The following is a 25,962-nucleotide window of genomic DNA, read 5'->3' as shown; positions in this document are numbered from 1 at the left end:
TCATGGTCACCCAGAAGTGGCGTTCGGGGAAGAGCCGGGCGGTTGTGTGAAGCAGCAGTCCCCGCACACCCCGCCACCTGGGATCCGATAGTAGAGGCAGCAGCTGCGGCGCCGGAAGGCGGTGCCGGTGAACGTTCCGGTGCCGGTGAGGAGCGGGTGGGCGAAGAGTTCCGCGGTGAGGGCACGCGCGCGTGTGGCGACGTCCGTGCGGCCACGCGTGCGTGCCCAGCGGTTCAGCTCCCGGGCCGCGCCCGCCAGGGCGGAGGCCGCGTTGCCCCACAGGAGGCCGGTGGACATGCGGTGGCGGGCGGCCAGGGCGGCGGTGAGCGGTTCGAGGTGGCCGTGGAGCACGGTGTCCGCGAGGGCGGTGGCGTCGCCGGGCAGCGGGCGCACCTCGGCCAGCCAGAGGTCGTCCGGTGCGCTGCTCTCGGCGTCCCAGTGCAGCAGCCTCGGGTCGAGGTCGGGGATCCGGCCGTACAGGGCGGCGCAGCCGAGCGCCACCGACCACAGCCGGGCCGCGAGCGCCTGCTGGGCGATCGAGGCGGCGATGCGCAGCTCAGGGGCTTGGAGACGCTCCGCGACGGTACGAACACGAAAAGTCAGGGAATTTCCGTAAACATCCGACGCCGGGTTTTCGTAGGTCCGCGCGAGCGTCGGCAGCGGGCCGTGCGGGGCTCCGCCCGTGCGTAGTACGAAGAAGCCGCCGAGGGGGCGGAGCGCGGCGAGTTCGGGGTCGAGGTCCACGAACAGCAGTAGTACCAAGGCTCTTAGGGGTTTCACCCAGGGGGTGTCGTCCGGTGTCACCCACCTTGGGGAGGACAGAGGGCCTTTCGTACTCCATCGGCAGTACTACCCAATCGGTGCTCAGGTACGACGACGGGAAGAACATCAAGCGGCATCGTGTTCTGTATGAAAGCCGACCGTTCGCCGCGTGGTGCCAGAGGTGCCCGCCCGACGCAGAGGAGCTGCCGATGAGCGCCCTCGCGTTGTCCATCGTGCTGTCGCTCGTCTCCGCCGTGGCCTACGCGGGCGGAGCGATCGTGCAGGAGCGCGTCGCGGTGTCCTCTCCCGACCAGGAGTACGCGCCGCTGCGCCGCCCGAGCTGGTGGGCGGCGGTCGCGTTGAACGGCACGGGCGGGCTGCTGCACGTGGTGGCGCTGGCCTACGGCCCGCTGAGCCTGGTGCAGCCGCTCGGTGCGCTGACGATCGTGTTCGCGCTGCCGATGGCGGCCCTGTTCGTCGGCCGCAAGGCGGGCTCCACCGCCTGGCGCGGCGCCATCATGGCGACGATCGGTCTCGCGGGTCTGCTGTCCCTCGTCGGCACGTCCGACGGTCAGTCGCTGAGCACCGCCCAGCGGGTGTCCGTGGCCGTGTTCACCGGCGCGGCGGTCGTGACCCTGATGATCGCGGGGCGCGCGGCACACCGGCACCCGGCGGTGCGCAGCGTGCTGCTGGCGACCGCGTCCGGCATAGCGTTCGGCATGTCCTCGGTGTTCACGAAGACGGTGACGGTCGACTGGGACAACGGCGCGGTGTCGGCGACCGACATCCCGTTCCTCGCCGTGATCGCGGTGTTCGCCGTGGCCGGTCTGATGCTCTCGCAGGCTTCGTACCAGGGCGCCGGCCTGGCGGCTCCGCTGGCCGTCCTCACGGTCGTGAACCCGGTGGTGGCGGCCGCGGTCGGCATCACGATGTTCGGCGAGACCTTCCGCTACGGCACGACGGGCACCCTCCTCGCCCTGAGCGCCGGAGTGGTCGCCGCGGGCGGCCTGATCCTGCTGACCACGGAGCGGCTGGGCAGCGAGAGCGCACCGGCCGACACCACCGCGCCTCCCGTGGTGCCCTCGCCCGTCGAGGAGTTGCTGGACGCCCTCCCTGGACAGCCCGTCGGCGTGAGCGCGAACGCCGACGTGCCGGGCGCGGACATCACCGTGGACGCGCCGGGCGACGAGATCCTCGTACCGGCCCAGGCGGCGGTTCGGGCCGACGAGAGTTACGAGACCCTGGAGCCGGCCGGCTCCGTCGAACCGGCCGGCTACTTCGGTCCGTTCCACGCCGGGCTGTACGTGATGATGCCGGTCCACGACCGGCGCCGTACCCGAGTCAAATCTTGACGCCGCCGGCCCGCAGATAGGCGAGCGGGTCGATGTCGGTACCGAATCCGGGCCCCGTCCGCACCTCGAAGTGCAGATGCGGGCCCGTGGTGTTCCCGGTGGACCCCGAGCGTCCGATGCGCTGCCCGGCGCCGACGGACTGACCGTCCCGCACCGAGATCGCGGACAGGTGCGCGTACTGCGAGTACCGGCCGTCGGCGTGCCGGATCACCACCTGGTAGCCGTACGACCCCGCCCACCCGGCGCTGACGACGGTCCCCGTCTCGATGGCCTTCACCGAGGTGCCGGTGGGGACCAGGAAGTCGACGCCGGTGTGGTAGCCCTTCGACCAGGAGGAACCCGTCGCGTGGTACGCGGTGCCGATGGGGGCGCTCACGGGGGCGACGACGGAGTGGGTCGTCGTCTTGTGGGTGACCTTCTCGGTGGTCTCCGAAGGGGCCTTCTTCTTCGGGGACTTGGTGGTCGACGACTTGGTGGCCGGTTTCGTCGTGGTGCGGTCCGTCGGGTCGGCCTTGGTCCGCAGACTGAGCCGCTGGCCCGGCAGGATCAGGTCGGGATCGCTGCCCACGGTCGTGCGGTTCGCGGCGTAGAGCCCGTGCCAGCCGCCGTCGACGCGCTCGGTGTCGGCGATCCCGGAGAGGGTGTCGCCGCGCACCACCGTGTACATCTCGGCGGTGCCCGCGCGGGACTGCGGAGTGGTCTGCGGCTGGACGTCCTTCACGGACCGCTTGACGACGGTCTGCTTCTTGGCGTCCGCGGCCTTGGCCTTGGTCTGTTCGGTGCCCTTGGTGCCGCCGACGTGGATGTCGGGGGAACCACCGCCCCGGGTGAGCCCGGCGCGCACGGAGCACACCGGCCAGGCACCGGGCCCCTGACCGTCGAGCACCTTCTCCGCTACGGCGATCTGCTGGTCCCGGGTGGCCAGATCCGCGCGGCTCGCGTACGCCGTGCCGCCGTAGGCCTCCCAGGTGGACTGGGTGAACTGCAGCCCGCCGTAGTACCCGTTGCCGGTGTTGATGTTCCAGTCGCCGCTGGACTCACAGGCGGCGACCTTGTTCCAGGTGCTCACATCGGCCGCCTGGGCGGTGCCCGCGCCCACGCCGACCAGCGGGATCGCGATGCCCGCGCCGCCCGCCGTGACCGTGAGCAGCGAGGCCCGGTTGATCCTGCTCGGCTGATACCGGCGGTGCCGGCCGCGTACGGCCATGGGGAATCCCCCTCCACATGCGTCAGGAGGGCCAAAAGTAAGCGCCCCGAACAGGCCATGACAAGACCGCAACCGGCCGCACTGGGGCCCAAGTGACCGGTTACCCGCTCCGGTTCCGCTGAGCACGTGCGGTCGGGGTAGCGGCGGGCCAGGATGGTCAGTGCGGCAATACTGGCGAGGCACGACCGGTACCACCGATGTCAGGATCTTCCTGATCTTTTGGCCTGATCCTTAGGAGCCAACCGAATGAGCACTTCAGCGCAGATCGGCGTCACGGGCCTCGCGGTCATGGGCCGCAACCTCGCCCGCAACTTCGCGCGCAACGGCTATACGGTCGCCGTGCACAACCGGACCGCGTCCCGCACGCGTGACCTGGTGGCGGAGTTCGGGAGCGAGGGCGACTTCATCGCGGCGGAGACCGCCAAGGACTTCGTGGCGGCGCTGGAGCGGCCGCGCCGCCTGGTCGTCATGGTGAAGGCCGGTGAGCCGACGGACGCGGTGATCCAGGAGTTCGCCCCGCTGCTCGAACCCGGCGACATGATCATCGACGGTGGCAACGCGCACTTCGCGGACACCCGGCGCCGGGAGCGCGACCTGCGCGAGCAGGGCATCCACTTCGTCGGCATGGGTGTCTCCGGCGGCGAGGAGGGCGCGCTGCACGGGCCGAGCATCATGCCGGGCGGCCCGAAGGAGTCGTACGACTCGCTCGGTCCGATGCTGGAGAAGATCTCCGCGAAGGCCGAGGACGGGGCGCCCTGTGTGACCCATGTGGGTCCCGACGGCGCCGGGCACTTCGTGAAGATGGTGCACAACGGCATCGAGTACGCCGACATGCAACTCATCGGCGAGGCCTACCAGTTGCTGCGCGATGTCGCCGGGTACTCCCCCGCGCAGATCGCGGACATCTTCCGGACCTGGAACACGGGGCGGCTGGACTCCTACCTGATCGAGATCACGGCCGAGGTCCTGTCCCATGTCGACGAGGCCACGGGCAAGCCGTTCGTGGACGTGGTCGTCGACCAGGCCGAGCAGAAGGGCACCGGCCGCTGGACGGTGCAGATCGCCCTCGACCTGGGTGTCCCGGTCTCGGGCATCGCCGAGGCGGTCTTCGCCCGCTCCATCTCCGGGCACGCGGCGCTGCGCGAGGCCTCGCGGGGGCTGGCCGGACCCACGGCCTCGCCCCTGAGCGAGTCCGAGGCGGGGGCCTTCGCGGACCGGGTCGAGCAGGCGCTGTACGCGTCGAAGATCGTGTCGTACACGCAGGGCTTCCACGAGATCGCGGCGGGCAGCGAGGAGTACGACTGGAACGTCGACCTCGGCACCATCTCCTCGATCTGGCGCGGCGGTTGCATCATCCGCGCGGCCTTCCTCGACCGCATCCGCGCCGCGTACGACGCCCGCGCGGACCTGCCGAGCCTGCTGTCCGACGAGACGTTCGCGCAGGAGATCGCGGCGGCGCAGGACGACTGGCGCGAGGTCGTCGTCGCGGCGACCCGCCAGGGCGTCCCGACGCCGGGCTTCTCGGCCGCCCTCGCGTACTACGACGCGTTGCGCGCCGAGCGGCTGCCCGCGGCGCTGACGCAGGGGCAGCGGGACTTCTTCGGGGCGCACACCTACCGGCGGGTGGACCGGGACGGTTCCTTCCACACTCTCTGGGGCGGTGACCGCTCGGAGGTCTCCGGCTGACCTCACCGACTGTGCGGGCCCGCCTGCCGATGACGGCTGGGCGGGCCCGTCTGTCTGTCTGTCTGTCTGTCTGTCTGTCTGTCTGTCTGTCTGTCTGTCGAAGTGCCGGTCAGGCGGGCTGCCACAGTTCGATGCGATTGCCCTCGGGGTCGGTGACCCAGCCGAAGCGGCCGACGCCGTCCATGTCCTGCGTCTCGGCGTCCACATGCGCGCCCTTGGCGCGCAACTGCGCGAGCATCGCGTCGAGGTCGCGGACCCGGAAGTTGAGCATGGTCTGCTGGGTGCCGGACCCGAAGTAGTCGGTGTCCGCCGGGAAGGCCGCGAACACCGTGGGCCCGGCCTCCTGCTGCCACAGCCCGTGCTCGTCGGTGTCCAGGCCGAGGCTGTCGCGGTACCAGGCGCTCAGCGCCGCCGGGTCGGCCGCCCGCATGAAGTGTCCGCCGATTCCAAGCACACGTTCCATGCGGCCATCCTGCCAGGACTGCGATCGGGCGGCAGTTCTCAGCTGAGCAGCGGTCCCGGTTCCGGGCTCGGCACCGGCTCCGGGCCCGGCGGGATCGGCGACGGAGAAGGCGGCTCCGGGGTGGGACGGGGTCCCGGCGGCGGTGTGGGGAGCGGTCGCGGGGGCTCGGGGGGCGGGCCCGGCACGGGGCTCGGTACGGGACTCGGCGGTACGGGGTCGGGGTACGGGTTGGTCATCATGCCCTCCAGCCAGTGGGTACGTCGGCTCTGGACTACTCCCCGCCTACCCGTCTCCGGCCCCACCACTCACCCGACCGGGCTCACCCGCCCCGTGCCGCCCGTGCACCGGCGGCCAGCCCCGGGCGAGGGCTCGACAGCACCGGGATCGCCGTGGTCGTCAGATGCTGGGCCGGTGCCATCGAACCCTGCGCGAGGACGATCGCGTCCGCGCCGGTGACCGTGTCCACGGCATCCGCCACCAGCCGGGCGCAGCCCTCGGTGTCGCCGGCCTCGAAGCGGGCCCAGGCGCCGTCGACGAGCAGGGTGCGGACGTCGAGAGATCCGACGGGGTGGCCGAAACGCCTCCCCTCCTCCTCGACCAGCGCCACGGTCGGCCCCAGCGTGCTCTCCAGCGTCGCGGCCACGACGACGCGCGGACCGGCGGCCACCGCGGCCGCCGCCATCGGGCGGTCACCGCGCAGCACCGGTACGCCGACCCGCGCACCGGCCGACTCCGCGACCCCGCCGATGGTCGAGCAGGTGCAGAGCACCGCCCGGGCCCCTTCGGCGACGGCCTTCTCCAGCAGGTCCCGCACCGCTTCGGCCACCGCTTCCGGCCCCTCGCGCCGGGCCCGCGCGAGCAGCTCCTCGTCCACGAAGTGCCGTAGTTCCAGGCCCTGTTGGTCCTCGTCGCGGAGGGCGTCGAAGACCGGGACGTGAGCGGGCGAGGTGTGCAGGAGTGCGAGCACGCGGGCAGGGCCTTTCTGTGGGACCGGTACCGATGTCCTGCCTAGAACCGGCCGGGATGCGCCCTGAGCCACTCCATCGCCGCATGCAGCAACGCGGGGTCGGCGGCCGGGGCCTCGTCCGGGTGACGTGCCGCCCACTTCACGACGTACGGGCACAACGGCGCGACGACGATCCCCTCGCGGGCCGCGATGCCGTACAGCTCGCGGGCCAGTGAACCCGCGATGCCCTTGCCCTCGTGGGCCGGTTCCACGAGCGTGTGCACCGGGACGAGGGCACGCTGCGGGGACTCCAGGACGAAGTACTCGATGTGGCCCACGACTTCACCGCCGTCACCGATCGCCTCCAGGCGGCCCGCCGCCCGGTCGTCACGGATCTCGGTCTCGCTCATGGGCTTCCTCCTGCTGCGATGGTCGGTCGGCGGCGCACGCCCGAGCGTAACGGATGGTGATCACCGGGTCTCCGGGATGCACGCGATGTATGCACCAGGTAAAGACCGTGGTTCACAGTTTCAGTTGCGGTTGCCGGGACCGGTCCGGGGGATGAATGTGGCCACAGCGGCTGGATCAGCGCCTGGGAGGCACCGTGACCACTGCATCAGAGCCCCGGGTGTCGGGGCTGGAGATACGTTCCATCGACTATGTGCCCCTGAACGAACGGCACGGCAAGCTGTGGCACCTGGGGCCCCTGTGGTTCATGTCGAACGCGCAGATCGCCACGCTCGCGGTGGGCCTGATCAGCATCACCGAGGGCGGCAACCTCATCTGGTCGCTCATCGCGATCGTCGCGGGCACCCTGCTCGGCACCTTCTTCATGGCCTTCCACTCGGCCCAGGGCCCGCAGCTCGGGCTGCCGCAGATGATCCAGTCGCGGCCCCAGTTCGGTTATGTGGGCGCCCTGTTGGTGTGGCTCTTCGCGTATGTGCAGTACGCGGGCTTCAACGTCTTCAACACGATCCTCGCCGGGGAGGCCCTGCACACCACGGTGCACGGCGGCACCAAGATGTGGGTGGCCGTGGTCACCGTCGTCGGCTTCGTGATCGCGCTGGTGGGTTACGACGTCATCCACAAGGCGGAGCAGTTCCTGACGTACACCTTCCTGGTCGTCTTCGGGATCTTCACCGTGGGTGTGCTGGCGACCCTGCACTACCCGGCCGGATCCTTCGACCTCGGCGGGTTCTCCTGGACGCCGTTCCTCGCGCAGTTCGGTGTGGTCGCCGGCTATCAGATCAGCTGGGCCATCTACGTCTCGGACTACTCGCGCTACCTCCCGCCGGACGTGACCGTCCGCAAGACCTTCTACTGGACCTACTTCGGCTCGGCGCTCGGCGGGGTCTGGCTGATGACGCTGGGCGCGCTGCTCGCCGCCTGGGCGGGCAAGGACTTCGACACGATCCGCTCGATCAACGCGGCCGGCGACAAGGTGTTCAGCGGCTTCGGCGCGATCGTGCTCCTCTTCGCCACCCTGGGCCTGGTCTCGGTGACCGCGCTGAACATGTACGGCGGCTCACTGACCCTGATCAGCGCGATCGACTCGTTCAAGAAGGTCCAACCGACCGTGGGCGTACGGGCGTTGACGATCGGGCTGACCGCCGCGCTGTCCCTGGCCGGCGCGATGGCCGCGACCGCCGACTTCCTCACGAACTTCAACAACTTCCTGCTGCTGGTGCTCTATCTGTTCATCCCGTGGACCGCGGTCAACCTGATGGACTACTACGTGGTGCGCCGCGGCCACTACGCGATCGCCGAGATCTTCAACCCGCGCGGTATCTACGGCCGTTGGGGCTGGCACGGCATCATCTCCTACCTGGTCGGCTTCGGCGTGATGGTGCCGTTCTTCTCGGTCGGCACTCTCTACGTCGGGCCCGTCGCGCACGCCATGGACGGCGCCGACCTCTCGCTGTTCGTCGGGCTGCCGGTCGCCGGGGCGCTGTACTGGTGGCTGAGCCGCTCGATCGACGTGGAGGCCGAGATCCGGGTGGCCGAGGCGGAGGCGGAGGGGTTGGAACAAGCGGCGCACGAGCACCGCGAGCCCTGACCCACCGAGGCCTTGGCCACGCCTGATCCCTGACACACCGAAGCTCCGACCACACCGGATCCCTGACGCCTCGTCAGGCGACCGTCTCCGGCTGCTGCTTCGCGAACTGCGTGCGGTACAGCTCGGCGTATCGCCCACCGGTGGCGAGGAGTTGGTCGTGCGTGCCGCGTTCCACGATGTGGCCCGCCTCGACGACGAGGATCTGGTCGGCGGAGCGCACGGTGGACAGCCGGTGGGCGATCACCACGGCCGTGCGGTCCTGCAACGCCTCGGTCAGTGCCTCCTGCACGGCCGCCTCCGAGGTGTTGTCGAGGTGCGCGGTGGCCTCGTCGAGGATGACGACGCGCTGGCGGGCCAGCAACAGGCGGGCGATGGTGAGGCGTTGGCGCTCGCCTCCGGAGAGCCGGTAGCCGCGTTCGCCGACGACCGTGTCCAGGCCGTCGGGCAGCGACCGTACGAGATCGTCGAGGCGGGAGCGGCGCAGCGCGTCCCACAACTCGGCCTCGGCAGCACCAGGTTGGGCCAGCAGCAGGTTGGCGCGGACCGACTCGTGGAACAGGTGCCCGTCCTGCGTGACCATGCCGAGGGTGGCCCGCAGGGAGCCGGCGGTGAGGTCGCGGACGTCGAGCCCGCCGATGCGGACGGCGCCTTCGTCGACGTCGTAGAGACGCGGCAGGAGTTGGGCGATGGTCGACTTGCCCGCGCCGGAGGAGCCGACGAGGGCGATGGTCTGGCCGGGTTCGGCGCGGAAGGAGATGCCGTGCAGGACCTCGGCGCCGCCGCGGGTGTCGAGGGTGGCGACCTCTTCGAGTGAGGCGAGGGAGACCTTGTCGGCGGAGGGGTAGGCGAAGCGGACCTCGTCGAACTCGACCGCGACCGGGCCCTCGGGCACCTCGCGGGCGTCGGGTTTCTCCTCGATCAGCGGTTTCAGGTCGAGGACCTCGAAGACGCGCTCGAAGCTGACCAGGGCGCTCATCACCTCGACGCGGGCTCCGGCGAGGGAGGTGAGCGGGGCGTAGAGGCGGGTCAGGAGCAGCGCGAGGGAGACGACCGCGCCCGGCTCCAGGCTGCCGTGCAGGGCGAACCAGCCGCCGAGGCCGTAGACGAGGGCGAGGGCCAGGGCGGAGACCAGGGTCAGCGAGGTGATGAACACCGACTGGGCGGTGGCCGTGCGGACGCCGATGTCGCGGACCCGGCTCGCGCGGTCGGCGAACTCCAGGGACTCCTCCTCGGGGCGGCCGAAGAGTTTGACGAGGGTGGCGCCGGGGGCGGAGAAACGTTCGGTCATCCGGGTGCCCATCGCCGCGTTCAGGGTCGCCGCCTCGCGCTGCATACGGGCCATGCGGCTGCCCATCCGGCGGGCCGGGATCACGAACACCGGGAGCAGCACGAGGGCGAGCAGGGTGATCTGCCAGGACAGGGTGAGCATGACGACGAGGGTGAGCAGCAGGGTCACGACGTTGCTGACCACTCCGGACAGGGTGTTGCTGAACGCCCGCTGCGCGCCGATGACGTCGTTGTTGAGCCGGGAGACGAGCGCTCCCGTACGGGTACGTGTGAAGAACGCGACCGGCATGCGCTGCACATGATCGAACACAGCCGTCCGCAGATCGAGGATGAGTCCCTCCCCGAGCGCCGAGGAGAGCCGCCGGCCGAGAATGCCGAGGGCCGCCTCGGCGACCGCGATCAGGGCGATGAGCAGGGCGAGGCGTACGACGGTGCCGTCGTCGCCGCCCGACACGATCGCGTCGACGACATGGCCGGCCAGGACCGGGGTCGCGACGGCGAGCAGCGCGGTCACCACCCCGAGCAGGACGAAGCGGGCGATCGGGCGGCGGTGCGGGCGCGCGAACTCCGCGATGCGGCGCAGCGTGGCGCGGGCGAACGGGCGGCGCTCCTGTTCCGCGGTCATGACACTGTGCAGTTGGGTCCAGGCCGTGCTCTCCATGCTCATGGGAGAGACCGTAGGACCTCAAGCGTTGTCGAGGTCAACACAATCGCGACATCGCCGCGCGGCGCATCCCCGTGTAGGGCCTCGTGTAAGGAACTGTCCCCGCTGCCGCAACCCGCAGTTGTCGTGGCGCGGAGAACCTCCAGTGGTGTGAGACACATCCGCGTCCGGCAGATCCTGTGCCTGCTTCCCCTGCTTCTGGTCGCCGTCGTCGCCGTCCAGCACCGGTCTGTCCTCGTCGACGGCTTCGGCCAACTGCGCTCGGCGGAGTGGCCCTGGCTGGTGGCCGCGGCCGCTGCCACCTGTCTGACCTGGGTCGCCGCCGCGTTCACCCGACAGGGCGCGGTGGTCGAACGGCTGCCCGCGCGGCGGCTGTTGGCCACGCAGTTCGCTGCGGGCGCGGCAAATCACCTGCTGCCCACGGGACTTGGCGCGGGTGCGGTGAACCTGCGCTTCCTGACGGTGTGCGGGCTGCCGCTGGCCCGCTCCTCGGCCGCGCTGGCCCTGTTCCTGCTCGCCGAGTCGATAGCCCGGCTGACGCTGCTCACCGGTCTGCTGATCGCCTTCCCGGACGCCCTGCGCCTGGGAACTCTCCTTCCGGCAGGGGCACTTGGCCCCCTGATGCTGATCATCGGGGCCGTGCTGTGCGTGGCGGTCCTGGTCCTCGTACTGGTGCGCCGGCTGCGTACGGCGATCCTGTCGTTCCTCCGTACGGCGTTCAGTGAGGCGCGTTCCGTGCACACGCGGCCGGCCCGGGCGCTGGCGCTGTGGGGCGGTTCGCTGGCGTTCCCCGCGCTCCAGGCGGCCGGACTCGTGGCCGTGGGGCAGGCGTTGAACCTGCCGGTGCCACCCGCGCAGATGGCGCTCGCCTACCTGGCGGCGACGGTCGCGGTCGCGCTGGTGCCGACGCCGGGCGGGATCGGCTCGGTGGAGGCCGCGCTGATCGTGGCGCTGGTGGCGGCGGGCGGCCCGGTCGCGGTGGCCACGGCGGTGGTGCTGGCCTACCGGATCATCACGGTCTGGATCCCCATCATTCCGGGGGCGTTGACCCTCGGAGCGCTGGTGCGGCTGAGAGTCATCTGATTCTCGGGTCCGCTCGAATCTTCTTGTAAAGCGACATCAGCCCTGGTCGGAACATTGACCGGGGCTGCTTCGCGTTTGCCCCAACTACCTTGTTTTACTTTTTACTTGACTCTGCATGACAGCACGAGTTGACTGAAGAGCGTTGATTTGTCAGCCGAGGAGGCAGGACTGTCATGGGGGACGAGACGTTAGGAATCATCCTGGCGGGAGGCAGGGGCGAACGCGCCAAGCCGCTCACCCTCGCCTCGGCCGACTACATCCGCAGCAAGGCCCTCATCCCGTTCGTCGGCCGCTCCGTCGTCGAATGGCTCGTCCAGTCCTGCCGCGACCAGGGCATCCGCCGCTTCTACGTGATCGCCCAGGGCGCCGAGAACCACAGCCAGATCAAGCTCGTGCTCGGCCACGGCGAACGGTTCGGCGTGGAGATCCACTACTCCCGTGCCCGCCTCGACCGCTACAACGTCGGATCGGGCGCCGCCACCCTGCACAACCTCGAACAGTGGGACCTGGCGGGCCGTGCCCTGGTGCTGCCGGTGGACTCCGTCTTCGAGTTCGACCTGCGCAGACTCAAGGACGCGCACGACGCCGCCGACGCCGTCGTGACCGTCGCCTCGGTCGGCCGCACCCCCGAGGAGATCGCCGGCAAGTACGGCGTGATGCAGACCTCCCCGGACGGACTGGTCTCGGGCTTCGTGGAGAAACCCGACCTCGACCGCGTCCACCGGATCTTCCCCGAGACATCGTTGCCCTCGTTGGCCTTGTTATCGTCGGCTGTCCGCACCCTGCCCACCAACGCCGGCATGTACCTGGTCGACTGCGGCCGGCTGCGGCTGGCCGTGCGCACCCCCGAGATGATCCGGCTCGCCCAGCAGCGCCTCGACTGGGGCGGCGACCTGCTGCCCTGGCTGGTCGGGCGCGGGCTGCCGGTCGCCGCCGCGCCCATAGACCGGCTCGGCGACCTCGGCAGCATTCCCGACTACCTCGCCACCCTCGGCGACGTGCTCGACGGCCGCTACCCGTGGATGACCCGGGCCATGGGCGAACCGACGAGCGCCCACCCGCCGTACTGGATCCACGAGTCCAGCCTGCGCACCAAGGACAGCGTGACCGGTACCACCCTCGCCCAGAAGATCTCCGAGGGCAGTGTGGTCATCGGCCCCGCCGTCCGCATCGGGCGCAACGCCGAGATCGGACCGGGCGTGAAGCTCCGGTTCAGCGACATCGGTGACGGCGTGGACGTGGACGAGGGCGCCCGGATCAGCCGGGCCGCGATCGGCGACAGCGCTGTCGTCGGGCCGTACGCCCGCATCACCGACTCGTACGTCGGGCCGATGGCGCGGGTGCACTCCGAGCGCGACAACCCCGTCCGGCTCGTCCACTCCGCGATCGGCGAGGCCGCCGATCTGCGTCCCGGCACCCGGCTGTCCGGGGTGAGCGTCTATCCCCGGCTGCGGGTGCCCGCCGTCACCGGTCTGCCCACCGGCACCCATCTGACCAGCTCCGACGACATCCTGCAGTGGATCTGAGCGCTCCCCCGCCAACTCCCCCGCCCTTTCCGGCTCTTCCGCAGCCCCCGTGGAGAACTCGATGGACAGCCCGATCGCCGTCATAGGAGGAACCGGCCGCGTAGGCCGGCTCGTCGCCCGTCAACTGCTCGCCCGGAGCGAGAGCGTCCGCGTCATCGGCCGCTCCACCCAGCGGGCCCGCCGCCACACACCGCCGCAGGCCCAGTTCTTCGCGGCCGACGTGCGCGCCCCCGCCTCCGTCCGCACCCCGCTGTACGGCTGCTCGGCGGTCGTCTACATCGTGGAGCCGGGCACCGACGACGCCGGTCCCGACAGCCCCGAGACCACCCTGCACACCGGGGTCCGCCACGTCCTCGACGCCCTGCGCTCCACCGCCGCGAGCCCGCACTTCGTGCTGGTCAGCCAGCGCCATGTGACCCGCCGCGACCACCCCATGAACGCCTACGGCCGGATGCTGGACTGGCGCCTCGCCGGCGAGAACGCGGTCCGCGGCTCCGGACTCCCTTACACCGTGATCCGCCCGGGCTGGCTGACCGACGAGCCCGGACACGGCCATCTGCACCTGGAACAGGGCGACTTCGGCGACGGCATCGTGACCCGCCCGCTGGTCGCCGACGCCTGTGTGCAGGCGCTGTACTCCCCCGCCGCCCGCGGCGTCACCTTCGAGATGCGCAGCGAGACGGGACCGGGCACCTCGCCCGTGCCCTGGCAGGAACTCTTCGCCGGCCTCCGCGCCGACGCCCCGACCGCGGCCCGGGCCGCACTCACCTGAGGGTGGCCACCCATGCGTACGACACTCCGACGGACTCTGCGACCGATGCCATGACAGAACAACTGACCTTACGCCCCGACGAGGCCACCGGATCCCCCGGCGGCCACCCCTCCGACGTCACCCCCGGGCGGCCACAGCCGCTGGGCCCCACCGTCGACGCCGACGGTGTCAACTTCTCGCTCTTCTCCGAACACGCCACCCGGGTCGACCTGTTGCTCTTCGAGCACTGCGACAGCCCGCGGCCGTACCGCACCATCACACTGCTCCCCGACCGGCACCGCAGCTTCCACTTCTGGCACTGCCACGTCCGCGGGATCGGCGCCGGCCAGGTCTACGCCTTCCGCATCGACGGACCGCGCGACAACGGCGAGCTGGGCACCCGCTTCGACCACCGCAAGGTGCTGATCGACCCGTACGCGCGCGCCAACATCAACGGCCGCTGGGACCGCACCCACGCGATCGGCCCCGGCGACAACGTCGAGCACTGCATGCGCAGTCTGGTGGTCGACCTCGACGACTACGACTGGGAGGGCGACACCCCGCTGCGCACCCCGATGGCGGACACCGTCGTCTACGAGATGCACGTACGCGGTCTGACCGCCTCGCCGAGTTCGGACGCCGAGCGGCCGGGCACCTTCTCCGCCGTCATCGACAAGATCCCGCATCTGCGCGAACTCGGCGTCACCGCCGTGGAGTTGCTGCCGGTCTTCGACTTCGACGAGACCCAGGTCCTGCGCTCGGGACCCGACGGCACCCCGCGCCGCAACTACTGGGGCTACGACCCCTACGGCTTCTTCGCCCCGCACACCGGCTACTGCTCCAGCCCCCATCTCGCCACCCACATCACCGAGTTCCGCGACATGGTGAAGGCGTTCCACCAGGCGGGCATCGAGGTCATCCTCGACGTGGTCTTCAACCACACCAGCGAGGGCAACGAGTTCGGGCCGACGATCAGCTTCCGGGGCGCGGCCAACGAGGCGTACTACCACCTGTGGCCGCAGGACCGCTCGCACTACATGGACTTCACGGGCTGCGGCAACGCGGTCAACGCCAACCATCCGATGGTCACCAAGTTCATCGTGGAGAGCCTCGAGTACTGGGTGACCGAGCACCACATCGACGGTTTCCGCTTCGACCTCGCCTCGGAACTCTCGCGCGGCCCGCTCGGTTACGAGATGGCCGTGCCGCCGGCCCTGTGGGCGATCGAGCTGTCGCAGGTGCTCTCCGAGACGAAGATCATCGCGGAGCCGTGGGACGGCGGCGGCCTCTACCAGGTCGGCCGCTTCCCGGGGAAGCGCTGGGCGCAGTGGAACGGCCCGTTCCGCGACGACGTACGGCGGTTCGTGCGCGGCGACGCGGGCATGGTCGGCGAAGTCGCCTCGCGGCTCGGCGGCTCGGCCGACCTGTTCGCCGCCCAGGGCGAACTGCCCACCAACAGCATCAACTTCATCACCTGCCACGACGGCTTCACCCTCAACGACCTGGTCAGCTACAACACCAAGCACAACCACGGCAACGGCGAGGCCAACGCCGACGGCGCCGACGAGAACTACAGCTGGAACTGCGGTGTCGAGGGCCCCAGCGACGACACCGACGTCGAGTACCTGCGGGTGCGGCAGATCAAGAACCTGCTGTCCCTGCTGATGCTCAGCCGCGGGGTGCCGATGCTGCTGGCCGGCGACGAGTTCCGCAACAGCCAGGGCGGCAACAACAACGGCTACTGCCAGGACGGTCCGGTCTCCTGGCTCGACTGGAACCAGGCCAGGAAAGAGAAGGAGACCACCGGCTTCACCCAGCGCGTCATCCGGCTCCGGGGGCGCTACCGCACCCTGCGCGAACCGCAGTTCTTCTCCGAACGCCTCAACTCCCGCTCCCTGCCCGACATCACCTGGCACGGCACCCGGCTCGACCAACCCGGCTGGGAGGACCCCAACGCCCGGGTGCTGGCCTGCACGTACGGCGGCTTCGACGGCGACCCCGATCTGCATCTGATCCTCAACATGTACCACCTGGGCCTCGACTTCGAGCTGCCCGTCATCCCCGGTCACCGCTGGCACCGCGTGCTCGACACGGCCCGCCCCGGCCCCGACGACATCCCGCCGCCCGGAGAAGAGGAGCTGGTCGAAGGTCCCACCCACCACGCCCAGGGCCGCAGCGTCGTCCTGCTGGCGGCCCTGCCCGACGAGAAGGGCACCTGAGATGAGTACACCTGCCCAACGACGCACCCACTCCGACACCCTCGCGGGCTACGTCACCTACTACAGCCCCACCGGCCGCCGCTTCGGCCTGCGCACCTCCGACGAACGGGAGTTCACCGTCCACCTGGCGTCCAACGCCGTCTCCCGCATCGTCCGCAACCTCGGCGACGACTACCGCGACACCACCGCCGACACCGTCGACATGCTGGCCGAGGGCCGGTTCGTCTTCGCGTACGGCATCCTCTACGAGTGGGAGGGCGGCTCCCGGTTCGACGCGAAGGAGATCACCTTCCCGGAGGAGACCCGCGGCCAGTACGTCTTCGAGCACCCGAACTGGTGGGTCCAACAGGCCACCGCCATCGCCGACTTCTATCTGCGCGGCCAGTTCCCCGACGGGGTGTACGACTGGCGCGGGTTCCGCACCCACCTCACGCTCAGCGGCACCCATCTGCCGGACTTCGCCGGCGGGGACGTGCGCCAGGAGACGGACACCATCTCCCGGCTCGTCTACGGCCTGTCCACGGCGTATCTGCTGACCGGCAAGGACCGCTTCCTGGAGGCGGCCGAGGCCGGCACCCTGTATCTGCGCGAGCACATGCGGGTGGACGACGTGGCCGACGGCATCACCTACTGGTACCACGGCATCGACATCACCTCCTCCGGCCACCGCCCGGTCTTCGCCTCGGAGTTCGGCGACGACTTCGACGCGATCCCGATGTACGAGCAGATCTACGCGCTCGCCGGCCCCACCCAGACCTTCCGCATCACCGGCGACCCGCGGATCCTGGAGGACATCGACCGGACGTCCGCCCTGTTCCAGAAGTACTTCCGCGATCCCGTGCGCGGCGGGTTCTTCTCGCACATCGACCCGATCACGCTCGACCCGAACGCCGACTCGCTCGGCCGCAACCGGGCCCGCAAGAACTGGAACTCGGTCGGCGACCACGCCCCGGCGTACCTGATCAACGCCTATCTCGCCACGGGCCGTTCGGACTTCGCGGCGCTCCTGGAGGAGACCGCGGACACCATCGTGGAGCGGTTCCCCGACGAGCCGAACAGCCCCTTCGTGCAGGAGCGGTTCCACGCCGACTGGAGTCCGGACCGGACCTGGGGCTGGCAGCAGGACCGGGCGGTCGTCGGCCACAACCTCAAGATCGCCTGGAACCTGACGCGCATCAAGGCCCTGTTCGACAAGCCCGAGTACGCCACGACCGCCGAGCGCATCGCCGAGATCATGCCGGCGGTGGGCAGCGACGGACTGCGATGCGGCTGGCTGGACGTGGTCGAGCGGCAGCCCGACCCGGACAGCGGCATCCACCGCATGGTGTGGCACGACCGCAAGGCCTGGTGGCAGCAGGAGCAGGCGATCCTCGCCTATCTGATCCTGGCCGGCACCACCGGCGACCCGGAGCAACTGCGGCTGGGCCGCGAGGCGGCGGCGTTCTACAACGCCTTCTTCCTCGACTACCAGGACGGCGGCGTCTACTTCAACGTCCTCGCCGGCGGCATCCCGTATCTGCTGGGCACCGAGCGGCTCAAGGGCAGCCACGCCATGGCCGGCTACCACGCGCTGGAGCTGTGCTATCTGGCGGCCACCTACACCGGGCTGCTGCTCAGCAACGACCCGGTCACCCTGCACTTCAAGCCCCGCCCGGAGGACCTCCCGGACCGGGTGCTGCGGGTGGCGCCCGATCTGCTGCCGGCCGGCTCGGTGGAGCTGACCCGGGTGTGGGTCGACGACCAGCCGTACCGCGACTTCGACGGCAAGGCCCTGACGGTCCGGCTGCCGCGCGGCGACGAACCGGTGCGGGTCCGCGTCGAGTTGGAGCCGGCCACGATGCGGCTGCGGATGCGCACCTCGTTCGACGGCGGTACCGCGCACGTGAGTTGCCACGGGGTGATCGACGCGGCCGAACTGGGCAAGTTCCGCAGGATATTGGCCGAGGTGATGGCGGCGACCCCACAGCGCGTGGAGTTCCATCTGTGCGAGGTCGGGGGCATGTGCCGGCCCGCCATCAACGAGCTGCTGTTCCAGCGCACCAAGGCGGGCCTGGACGTCGACTTCGTCATCGTGGGCTGCGCGCTGCCGGACGTGGCGGACGCGTTGCTCGCGACGGACGCCTTCCTGCTGGCTGGGGGTGACGAGTGCAACCATGACTGAACTCGCGACCTTCACGCTCCCATTACCCTCGATGCGCACCCCGGGGGCACCGCCGGGCGCCCTGGCCGGGCTCCCCGCCTACTGCCGTGATCTGTTCGGCGACTTCACCCGTGCCGACCAGCGGCGCTGGGGCGAGGTGTATGTGCGCGGGCTGCTGGACGTGCCCGGGCGCAAGACGCCGGCCCGGATCTCCGAGCAGGTGCTCGGCAAGCGGGCCGTGCAGCAGATCCAGCAGTTCGTGAACCAGAGTCCGTGGGCGTCGGCTCCCGTCCGGGGGCGGCTCGCCCGGCAGGTGGTGCGAGCCTCGCGGGCCGAGGCCTGGTCCGTCGACGAGGTCGTCTTCGCCAAGAACGGCGACCGGTCGGTGGGCGTGGCCCGGCAGTACGCGGCCTCCCAGGAGCGGACGGTGAACTGCCAACTGGCCCTCGCCGCCTCACTGGTGGGGCAGGCCGGCGGGGTCCCGGTGAACTGGCGGCTGATGCTGCCGGCCCGCTGGGATCTCGACGAGCGACTGCGCGGCCAGGCCCACGTGCCAGTCCAGGAACGCTGCCGGCCCCGCTGGAGCTATATCCTGGAGGCGCTCGACGAGATGCTCGACGAGTGGTCCCTGGAGCCGCTGCCGGTGCTGGCCGACTGGCGCTGCGAGAGCGACCCGGATCCCCTGCTGCGCGGTCTGGAGGCACGGGGGCTCGGCTATCTCGTGCAGGCCGCGCCGCACACCCCGGTGCTGCTGCCGCGCAGGCAGGCCACCGCCCCGGGGGTGCGCGGCACGCTCGCCGAACTCGCCGCGCACGCGGCCCGGCACGGTGAGCGCACCTCGGTGACCTGGCACGATCCGGTGACCGAGCGCATGCGGCACTCGGAGTTCGTGACGGGCCCGGTCCTGCTGCGCGCGGACCCGGCCACCGCCACGGCACCCCGACCGCGGCTGCTGCTCGCGGACTGGCCCTACGGCCGCCCCCGGCCGCGCGCCTACTGGCTGACGAACCTCCCGGCCCGCCGGCTCGCGGAGATCGTCCCGCTGGCACAGCTGCGGCGGTTCGCCGAGGAGGCGCTGGGCCGGATGCACGAGGAGTTCGGGCTCGGTGACTTCGAGGGCCGGTCCTTCCGGGGCTGGCACCACCATGTGACGCTGGCCTCGGCCGCGTTCGGCTACGACATGGTGCGCCAGCAGGCCGACGAGAGAGCACTGAGCCGGACGCGTGTCTGAGCACGCACCCAGCGGCGGCCCCGTACGGATTCGTCCGTACGGGGCCGCCGTGCGCTCACTTCTGCCAGCCGACCCGGCTGAAGTCGATGTCACCGAGTCCCGGCACCCCGTAGTTCGCCAACCCCTTGCGCACGGCGAGGATCTGCGGCCGCTGGTAGAGCTCGATGTCGTGGCCGAGCGCCCAGATCTCGGCGTCCGCCCGGTCGTAGAGCTGCTGGGCCGCCTTCTGGTCGAGGGTGCCGACGGCCTGCGCGAGGAGGCTGTCCACCTCGGCCGAGCCGACCCCGCCGTAGTTCTGGAACGGCTGTCCCGTCTCGGGGCGGCGGTAGACGGCGTAGGCGGAGCTGGGGTAAGTCAGGCCCGTGAAGCGGAAGATGGCGAGGTCGAAGTTGCCCTTCTCCAGGTACTGGGACGCGTAGGCGGAGGCGGGTACCTGCTGGATGACGACCTGGACGCCGACCTGGGCGAGCATGTGCTGGACGAGCTGGGCGAGATCCTCGCCGAGCCGGTTGGTGCCCTCGCTCAGCACGAAGCGGAGGGTGAGGGTGTGGCCGTCCTTGACCCGCGGCTTCCCGCTGCCAGGGCTCTTCCAGCCCGCGGCGGCCAGGGCGCGTTCGGCGGCGCCGGGGTCGTAACTGCCGTACGGGCGGGAGTCGTCGGTGTATCCCGGCTGGTTGGTCATGAAGAAGTGGTTGCCGAGCAGCGGCACCTTCACCGGGAGGCCCTGGGCCGCGACCTCGGCCAACGCCGTGCGGTCGACGGCCTGTTGGACCGCGTTGCGCACGGCCTTGTCGGCGAGCGGACCGCCCGCGCCGTTGAGGGTGATGTGCACCTCGTCCCACGCGGACCCGATGCGGATGTCGCTGTCGCGGGCGCCCTTCAACTGGGCGTAGGCCTCGCTGGTGGCCGCGTTGACCGCGTCGACCTCGCCGTTCAGGAAGGCCTGGAGGGCGGCGTCGGCGTCCAGGACGCGGAAGACGATCCGGTCGAGCCGGGGCCGGGTGCCCCACCAGCGGGGGTCGGGCACGAAGGTGAGCGTCTCCGCCGTCCGGTCGTCCGAGGCCAGCTTGAACGGCCCGGCGGTGATGGGCAGTCGACCCTGCCAGCCGGTGTTGAAGCGCTGCGGGGTGTCATAGCCGGCGGCCGGGAAGAGCGGGGTGAACAGCCTGCGCCAGTCGGCGTACGGCCGCTTGAAGGTGACGCGGACCTCGTGCGGGCCGGCGCCCTGGCGGACGTCGGAGATCCGGTCGTAGCCGCTGGTGTCGGCGACCAGGTAACGCTGGTCGGCGCCGCTGAGCGCGTGCCACTGGGCGGCGAAGTCCCGCCGGCCCAGGGCCCTTCCGTCGGACCAGCGGGCCTTCGGGTTGAGCCGGTAGGTGACGACCTGGGGCTCGGTGCCGGTGACGGAGGCGGCGAGCAGGTACTCGGGGACCGTGTGCGGGACGCCCTTGACGTCACGGGCGAAGAGCCGGGGCTCGGTGAAGCTGTCGACGGTCCACACGTCGTCCGTGGCTCCGTCGACGTGGTCGAAGTTGAACTGCGTGATCATCTGCGCGATCGGCAGGGTCAGCGTCCCGCCCGAGCGAAGAGCCCCCGAGGGGCGGGAGTTGATGTCGGAGGTGCCGTACGTCGGCAGGGCGGCGGGTCGTTCGGGGGGCGGGGAGCCGGTACAGCCGGTCGCGGTGAGAAGGGTGAGCGCACACGTCACCGTCCAGGCGAACCAGACCCGTAAACGCTGCACCCCACGGCCCTCCCAGTGCGGACGAACCGTCAACTGCCCGAACTGTCCGGCGAATTGCGGAGCCGGAGCTTAACATCACGATGTGTCACCCACATGAAGCGGAACGAGTTCCATGCTCTCCCTGATCATCAGGCGCCTGGTCCACTGCACGATCCTCTTCCTCTCCTCCGTCGTCCTCACCTACGCCCTCGCCTCGGCGGCGCTCGATCCGCGCGCCTACTTCGAGGGCCGGCAGCCGCCCCCGCCCAGCCGGGTCGTCGACGCCGAGCTGTCCCGGCTGGGCATGGACGACCGCGTTCCGCTGCCGGAACGCTTCGGGCACTGGGCGGACCGGGCGGTCCACGGCGACCTGGGCCGGACCATCGACGGCGAGTCCGTGAACGCCGAGTTCGGCCGCCGGGTCGGGGTGTCGCTGCGGCTGCTCCTGGTGGGCACCGTCACCGGCACGGCCGTCGGCGTGCTGGCCGGAGTGTGGGCGGCGGTCCGGCGCGGCCGGCTCGGCGACCGGGCGCTGACGGTGTTCTCCTTCGCGGTGCTGTGCGTGCCCACCTTCGTGCTGGCGGTGCTCCTGAAGACCGGGGCGCTCTCCGTCAACCGGGCCGCCGGCAGCACCGTCATCCTCTACACGGGCGAGCACACACCGGGGCTGGAGGGCGGCTGGCCGGTCCAACTGCGCGACACGGCGGCCCACTTGCTGCTCCCGGCGATCTGTGTGGCGCTCCCCGCGATCGCCTCGTACAGCCGCTACCAGCGGGCCGCCACCCTCGATGTGCTCGGCGCCGACCATCTGCGCACCGCGCAGGCCAAGGGGCTCACCCCGGGGCGGGCGCTGCTGCGGCACGGACTGCGGATCTCGCTCGTCCCGGTGTCGGTGTTCTTCTCCTTCGGGGTGCTGACCCTGTTCACCGGGGCCGTGTTCACCGAGGAGATCTTCGGCTGGCCCGGGATGGGCAGTTGGCTCGTCGACTCGGTGCAGAAGGGCGACGTCAACTCGGTGGTGGCGATCGACCTGTTCGCCGCGGCCGTCGTGCTGCTCGCCGGGCTGCTGGCCGATGTCGTGCACGCGCTCCTCGATCCCCGGGTACGGCAGCCGTGAGCGCCGGGGGGCGAGGGCGGGCGGTGCTGAAGCGGATGGTGCGGCGGCCGGGGGCGGTGTGCGGGCTCGCGGTGCTGCTGGTGCTGTTCGCGCTGGCCTTCGTGGGGCCGTCTCTCAGCCCGTGGACCCACACGGACGTCGACTACACCGCGCTGCGGCAGCCGCCGGACGCCCGGCACTGGATGGGCACCAACCGGATCGGGCAGGACGTGTTCGCGCAGGTGGTGCGGGGGTTGCAGAAGTCGCTGCTGATCGGGCTGCTGGTGGCCCTGTTCTCGACCGTGCTGGCCGCGGCGGTGGGCGCCTGCGCCGGGTACTTCGGCGGCTGGACCGACCGGGTGCTGATGTTCGTCGTGGACCTCATGCTCGTCCTGCCGGGTCTGCTGGTGCTGGTGGTGGTCGCGCCGAGGCTGCGCGAGTGGGGCTGGATCGCGCTGGTCGGGCTGCTGGCGCTGCTGGGCTGGATGGTCACGGCGCGGGCGGTGCGCGGCATGACACTCTCCCTGAAGGAGCGTCAGTTCGTGGTGGTGGCACGGCTGATGGGGGTCTCTCCGGTGCGGATCATCTGGCGGCATGTGCTGCCGCACACGGCGTCGTTCCTGATCACGGACGCGACGATCGCCGTGGGCGGGGCGGTGATCAGCGAGACCGGGCTGTCGTACTTCGGGCTGGGCGTCCAGCCGCCCGATGTCTCCCTCGGCACGCTGATCGCGGACGCGACGGACGTGGTGCTGGTGTATCCGTGGATGTTCTTCTTCCCCACGGGGCTGCTGATCGCGTTCGTGCTGGCCGTCAACCTCGTCGGCGGGGCGCTTCGGGACGCGCTGGACCCGACCTCCGCGGACTCCGGGCCGTCGCCGACCCGGGCCACCCTGTCGAGGCTGTCCGGGTGACCGCCGTCCTGGAGGTCCGCCAACTGACGGTAACCGTCGGCCCGTTGCCCGTGGTGCGCGGTGTCGACCTCACCCTGCGGCGGGGTGAGGTCCTGGGTCTGGTGGGCGAGTCGGGCACCGGTAAGACGCTCACCGCGCTCGCCCTGATGGGGCTCGCACCAGCGGGGGCCCGGGTGGGCGGGTCGGTACGGCTGCTGGGTGAGGAGCTACTGGGCCTGCCGGTACGGGAGTTGGCCCGGATCCGCGGGCGCCGCATCGCGATGGTCTTCCAGGACCCGCTGCACGCCTTCACCCCGGTGCTGCGGGTCGGCGACCAGATCGCGGAAGCGCTGCGCATCCACCAACGGCCGCGCCCGCAGCGGGAGTCGGCGCGGCGCCGGGCGGTGGAGCTGCTGGACTTCGTGGGGGTACCGCGACCGGCGTGGGCGGCGCGCGCCTATCCCCACCAGCTCTCCGGCGGTATGCGCCAACGCGCCATGATCGCGATGGCGATGGCCAACGGCCCCGACGTCCTGGTCGCGGACGAGCCCACCAGCGCGCTCGATGTCACTGTCCAGGCACAGGTGTTGGAGGCCCTGGCCGCCGCCCGCCGGGAAACGGGAGCGGCCCTGCTCCTGGTCACCCACGACCTGGGGGTGGTGGCGGGCGCGGCGGACCGGGTGGCCGTCCTCTACGCGGGCCGCATCGTGGAGACCGGCCCGACCGAGGCGGTGCTGACCCGCCCCCGCATGCCGTACACCCTCGGCCTGATCGGCTCGGTACCCCGCCTCGACGCCCGCGTTCCGCTCACTCCCATCCCGGGCACGGCCCCGGTTCCGGGGGCGGTGGGCCCCGGGTGCGCCTTCTCCCCCCGCTGCCCGCTCGTGGAACCGGACTGCGTCACCTCGGACGTCCAACTCCTGGGCGTGGACAGCCCGTCCAGGGCCGGCCTCGCGGGGTTCGACGCACACGAGGCCGCCTGCCGACGGGTGCGGTTGGTGTCGCGTCGGACGGCGGTGGAGCTGTTTCCGCCCGGCGGGGAGCCTGCCTCCGGCGGGTGGGACGGCGGCGCCGATCCAGGGGGCCACACCAATCCGGTCCTCCCCACCGAAGACGAAGCAGACCCGTGGGGACGACCGCCCACTCGGGCTGTCCCAAGCGAACTGGAACCGGGGATGTGGCGGGGCCACGCACGGTCCGTCCCGGGCGACGAGCCCCCGACCTCACAGCAAGGCCACACACCGGCCGTCCCGAGCGACGAACCCTCAGCCTCACGGGGACGCCACGCACCGACCGCCCCCGACAACGAACCCCCGACCTCACAGCAAAGCCACACACCGGCCGCCCCGGACAACAAACCCCCAGCCTCACGGGGACGCCACGCACCGACCGCCCCCGACAACGAACCCCCGACCTCACAGCAAAGCCACACACCGACCGTCCCGAACGACGAACCCCCCGCTTCACGGGGACGCCACGCCCGGCTCGCCCCGAAAGGGAGGAACCCGAGGCCGAGGGAACACCCCGCGCTCCCCTTCCCCACTCCGCCGTCCGTCGCATCGCCCGACCCTGGCCGCGAACCCCCGTCCGCCCCGGGTCCGCCGCGCCCCGAACTCCCCTTCCCCGCCCCGCCGTCCGCCCCTCCCCCTGCCCCCGCCCACGCCACCCCGGCCTCACGGCGACACCCGTCCGCCCCCGGCCCGTCGCACCCCGCGCGCTCCCCTGCCCTACCGGGCCCAACCCCTTTCCCCGGACCCGCCCCCGACACCTCCGAGGTCGTCCTCCGCGTCTCCGGTCTCGCGAAGTCCTACGTCCCTTCCGGTGGCCGGCGCCGCCAGGAGCGGGCGGTGCGGGCGGTGGAGGAGGTCGACCTTGAGGTGGGCCGGGCGGAGACCCTCGCGCTGGTCGGTGAGTCCGGGGCCGGCAAGTCCACGACCCTGATGGAGATCGTGTCGCTCACGGCGCCGGAGGCGGGGGTCGTGGAGATCCTCGGGCAGGATGTCGCCCGGCTGACCCGGCGGACGGCGCGGCTGTTGCGCGGGGCCGTGCAGATCGTGCCGCAGGACCCCATGTCGAGTCTGGATCCGCGGATGCCGGTGGGTGACATCGTCGCCGAGCCGCTGTCCGCGCGGCGCGTGCCACGGGACGTCGTAGCGGCGCGGATTCCTCGGCTGCTCCGGCAGGTGGGGCTGGAGGCGGCGGACGCGGAGCGGTATCCGCATCAGTTCTCCGGGGGGCAGCGGCAGCGCGTCGCGATCGCCCGGGCGCTCGCCGTCGAACCCGCGCTGCTGCTGCTCGACGAGCCGGTGTCCGCGCTGGACGTGTCGGTGCAGGCCCAGATCCTGGACCTGTTGCTGCGGCTGAAGCGGGAGTTGGGGCCGGCCTATCTACTGGTGTCGCACGATCTGGCCGTGGTCCGGCAGATCGCCGACCGGGTCGCGGTGATGTACGCGGGGCGCACGGTGGAGACGGGGCCGGTGGCCGAGGTGTTCGACGCCCCCCGGCATCCCTACGCGCGCGCCCTCCTGTCGGCCGTCCCGCTGCCGGACCCGGTCGCCGAACGTGCCCGGCGCCGGATCGTGCTGCCCGGTGATCCCCCGTCCGGTGTGCCGGTCACGGCGGGGTGCCGGTTCCTGCCGCGCTGTCCGGTCGCCGCGCTGCTGACACCCGGTCGCCGGACGCGCTGCGAGACCGAGATCCCGCGGCCGACCCAGGTCACCGCGGCCGGCACCCACACGGTCGCCTGTCATTTCCCGCACGGTGGAATGCCCTGGCAGCACATACGGACAGACCGGGGGACGTCCGGCCGGCCGTGGAATCCGCCGCCGGACCGTCCACCGGTCCACTGAGCCTGAAGTGCCGTTCTCGGTGCGGGCAGCG

The 25,962-nt window shown here is 71.1% G+C and carries 19 protein-coding genes; 12 read left to right on the top strand and 7 right to left on the bottom strand.

What is annotated here, in order from left to right; genetic code table 11:
* Positions 1-6: 6 nt before the first annotated feature.
* Entirely contained in the window at positions 7-762 is a 756-nt protein-coding gene (locus ACIRRY_RS03995) for a (2Fe-2S)-binding protein (RefSeq protein ID WP_403967615.1), read from the bottom strand.
* Between the two features lie 209 nt (positions 763-971).
* On the opposite strand from ACIRRY_RS03995, the gene ACIRRY_RS03990 reads away from it, so the two are divergent.
* Positions 972-2,114 carry a DMT family transporter gene (locus ACIRRY_RS03990; RefSeq protein WP_403967613.1) on the top strand — a complete coding sequence of 381 codons (1,143 nt, stop codon included), beginning with the start codon at positions 972-974 and terminating at the stop codon, positions 2,112-2,114.
* Here the strand turns inward: ACIRRY_RS03990 and ACIRRY_RS03985 are convergent.
* The gene (locus ACIRRY_RS03985; protein WP_403967611.1) at positions 2,104-3,321 is read right to left on the bottom strand and encodes a transglycosylase family protein; all 1,218 of its coding nucleotides are present in this window, start codon (positions 3,319-3,321) and stop codon (positions 2,104-2,106) included. The genes ACIRRY_RS03990 and ACIRRY_RS03985 overlap by 11 nt on opposite strands.
* 246 nt (positions 3,322-3,567) lie before the next feature.
* On the opposite strand from ACIRRY_RS03985, the gene gndA reads away from it, so the two are divergent.
* Positions 3,568-5,007, top strand: coding sequence for an NADP-dependent phosphogluconate dehydrogenase (gene gndA, locus ACIRRY_RS03980; RefSeq protein ID WP_403967609.1), 1,440 nt, complete (start codon positions 3,568-3,570; stop codon positions 5,005-5,007).
* Positions 5,008-5,116: 109 nt separating this feature from the next.
* Here gndA and ACIRRY_RS03975 read toward each other — a convergent pair whose 3' ends face one another.
* The 3 genes from ACIRRY_RS03975 to ACIRRY_RS03965 form a co-directional block, all read right to left on the bottom strand.
* Positions 5,117-5,470 carry a VOC family protein gene (locus ACIRRY_RS03975; protein ID WP_403967607.1) on the bottom strand — a complete coding sequence of 118 codons (354 nt, stop codon included), beginning with the start codon at positions 5,468-5,470 and terminating at the stop codon, positions 5,117-5,119.
* A gap of 319 nt (positions 5,471-5,789) precedes the next feature.
* Positions 5,790-6,437 carry an aspartate/glutamate racemase family protein gene (locus ACIRRY_RS03970; protein WP_403967605.1) on the bottom strand — a complete coding sequence of 216 codons (648 nt, stop codon included), beginning with the start codon at positions 6,435-6,437 and terminating at the stop codon, positions 5,790-5,792.
* Positions 6,438-6,478: 41 nt separating this feature from the next.
* Positions 6,479-6,826: a GNAT family N-acetyltransferase gene (locus ACIRRY_RS03965; RefSeq protein WP_403967603.1), complete on the bottom strand. Its 348-nt coding sequence runs from the start codon at positions 6,824-6,826 to the stop codon at positions 6,479-6,481.
* A gap of 194 nt (positions 6,827-7,020) precedes the next feature.
* Here ACIRRY_RS03965 and ACIRRY_RS03960 point away from each other — a divergent pair, with 194 nt between their 5' ends.
* Complete coding sequence (locus ACIRRY_RS03960) at positions 7,021-8,472, top strand: purine-cytosine permease family protein (RefSeq protein WP_403967601.1); 1,452 nt, start codon at positions 7,021-7,023, stop codon at positions 8,470-8,472.
* A 73-nt stretch (positions 8,473-8,545) separates the two neighbouring features.
* Here ACIRRY_RS03960 and ACIRRY_RS03955 read toward each other — a convergent pair whose 3' ends face one another.
* Entirely contained in the window at positions 8,546-10,420 is a 1,875-nt protein-coding gene (locus ACIRRY_RS03955) for an ABC transporter ATP-binding protein (protein ID WP_403968344.1), read from the bottom strand.
* A gap of 153 nt (positions 10,421-10,573) precedes the next feature.
* Here ACIRRY_RS03955 and ACIRRY_RS03950 point away from each other — a divergent pair, with 153 nt between their 5' ends.
* The 6 genes from ACIRRY_RS03950 to ACIRRY_RS03925 all read left to right on the top strand — a co-directional run bounded on the left by ACIRRY_RS03950 (position 10,574) and on the right by ACIRRY_RS03925 (position 19,373).
* Positions 10,574-11,506, top strand: a complete 933-nt coding sequence (locus ACIRRY_RS03950; protein ID WP_403967599.1) for a YbhN family protein — start codon at positions 10,574-10,576, stop codon at positions 11,504-11,506.
* 173 nt (positions 11,507-11,679) lie between these two features.
* Complete coding sequence (locus ACIRRY_RS03945; protein ID WP_403967597.1) at positions 11,680-13,032, top strand: sugar phosphate nucleotidyltransferase; 1,353 nt, start codon at positions 11,680-11,682, stop codon at positions 13,030-13,032.
* Positions 13,033-13,093: 61 nt separating this feature from the next.
* Entirely contained in the window at positions 13,094-13,804 is a 711-nt protein-coding gene (locus tag ACIRRY_RS03940; protein ID WP_403967595.1) for an NAD(P)H-binding protein, read from the top strand.
* 50 nt (positions 13,805-13,854) lie between these two features.
* Positions 13,855-16,002, top strand: a complete 2,148-nt coding sequence (gene glgX, locus ACIRRY_RS03935; protein WP_403967593.1) for a glycogen debranching protein GlgX — start codon at positions 13,855-13,857, stop codon at positions 16,000-16,002.
* Position 16,003: 1 nt separating this feature from the next.
* Positions 16,004-18,163, top strand: a complete 2,160-nt coding sequence (locus ACIRRY_RS03930; RefSeq protein ID WP_403967591.1) for an AGE family epimerase/isomerase — start codon at positions 16,004-16,006, stop codon at positions 18,161-18,163.
* Positions 18,156-19,373, top strand: coding sequence for an IS701 family transposase (locus ACIRRY_RS03925; protein WP_403967589.1), 1,218 nt, complete (start codon positions 18,156-18,158; stop codon positions 19,371-19,373). Before ACIRRY_RS03930 ends, ACIRRY_RS03925 begins: the two co-directional genes overlap by 8 nt.
* Before the next feature lie 55 nt (positions 19,374-19,428).
* Here ACIRRY_RS03925 and ACIRRY_RS03920 read toward each other — a convergent pair whose 3' ends face one another.
* Complete coding sequence (locus ACIRRY_RS03920) at positions 19,429-21,114, bottom strand: ABC transporter family substrate-binding protein (protein WP_403967587.1); 1,686 nt, start codon at positions 21,112-21,114, stop codon at positions 19,429-19,431.
* A gap of 112 nt (positions 21,115-21,226) precedes the next feature.
* Here ACIRRY_RS03920 and ACIRRY_RS03915 point away from each other — a divergent pair, with 112 nt between their 5' ends.
* Genes ACIRRY_RS03915 through ACIRRY_RS03905 form a run of 3 tightly spaced genes read left to right on the top strand, consistent with a single transcriptional unit; the run spans position 21,227 to position 25,931 of the window.
* Complete coding sequence (locus ACIRRY_RS03915; RefSeq protein WP_403967585.1) at positions 21,227-22,210, top strand: ABC transporter permease; 984 nt, start codon at positions 21,227-21,229, stop codon at positions 22,208-22,210.
* Positions 22,211-22,233: 23 nt separating this feature from the next.
* Positions 22,234-23,103 carry an ABC transporter permease gene (locus ACIRRY_RS03910; RefSeq protein WP_403967583.1) on the top strand — a complete coding sequence of 290 codons (870 nt, stop codon included), beginning with the start codon at positions 22,234-22,236 and terminating at the stop codon, positions 23,101-23,103.
* Entirely contained in the window at positions 23,100-25,931 is a 2,832-nt protein-coding gene (locus tag ACIRRY_RS03905) for a dipeptide ABC transporter ATP-binding protein (RefSeq protein ID WP_403967581.1), read from the top strand. Before ACIRRY_RS03910 ends, ACIRRY_RS03905 begins: the two co-directional genes overlap by 4 nt.
* Positions 25,932-25,962: the final 31 nt, after the last annotated feature.

This window comes from Streptomyces sp. NPDC101776 (genome assembly GCF_044766845.1).
Taxonomy (GTDB): domain Bacteria; phylum Actinomycetota; class Actinomycetes; order Streptomycetales; family Streptomycetaceae; genus Streptomyces.
The sequence above is the reverse complement of the archived record's forward strand: the minus strand, read 5'-3'. Positions and strand labels throughout refer to the sequence as shown.

Coding starts and splice junctions, on each gene's coding strand:
- ACIRRY_RS03990 (WP_403967613.1), top strand. CDS start 972: ATGAGCGCCCTCGCGTTGTCCATCGTGCTGTCGCTCGTCTCCGCCGTG.
- ACIRRY_RS03985 (WP_403967611.1), bottom strand. CDS start 3,321: ATGGCCGTACGCGGCCGGCACCGCCGGTATCAGCCGAGCAGGATCAAC.
- gndA (WP_403967609.1), top strand. CDS start 3,568: ATGAGCACTTCAGCGCAGATCGGCGTCACGGGCCTCGCGGTCATGGGC.
- ACIRRY_RS03975 (WP_403967607.1), bottom strand. CDS start 5,470: ATGGAACGTGTGCTTGGAATCGGCGGACACTTCATGCGGGCGGCCGAC.
- ACIRRY_RS03965 (WP_403967603.1), bottom strand. CDS start 6,826: ATGAGCGAGACCGAGATCCGTGACGACCGGGCGGCGGGCCGCCTGGAG.
- ACIRRY_RS03955 (WP_403968344.1), bottom strand. CDS start 10,420: ATGGAGAGCACGGCCTGGACCCAACTGCACAGTGTCATGACCGCGGAA.
- ACIRRY_RS03945 (WP_403967597.1), top strand. CDS start 11,680: ATGGGGGACGAGACGTTAGGAATCATCCTGGCGGGAGGCAGGGGCGAA.
- ACIRRY_RS03940 (WP_403967595.1), top strand. CDS start 13,094: ATGGACAGCCCGATCGCCGTCATAGGAGGAACCGGCCGCGTAGGCCGG.
- glgX (WP_403967593.1), top strand. CDS start 13,855: ATGACAGAACAACTGACCTTACGCCCCGACGAGGCCACCGGATCCCCC.
- ACIRRY_RS03930 (WP_403967591.1), top strand. CDS start 16,004: ATGAGTACACCTGCCCAACGACGCACCCACTCCGACACCCTCGCGGGC.
- ACIRRY_RS03925 (WP_403967589.1), top strand. CDS start 18,156: ATGACTGAACTCGCGACCTTCACGCTCCCATTACCCTCGATGCGCACC.
- ACIRRY_RS03915 (WP_403967585.1), top strand. CDS start 21,227: ATGCTCTCCCTGATCATCAGGCGCCTGGTCCACTGCACGATCCTCTTC.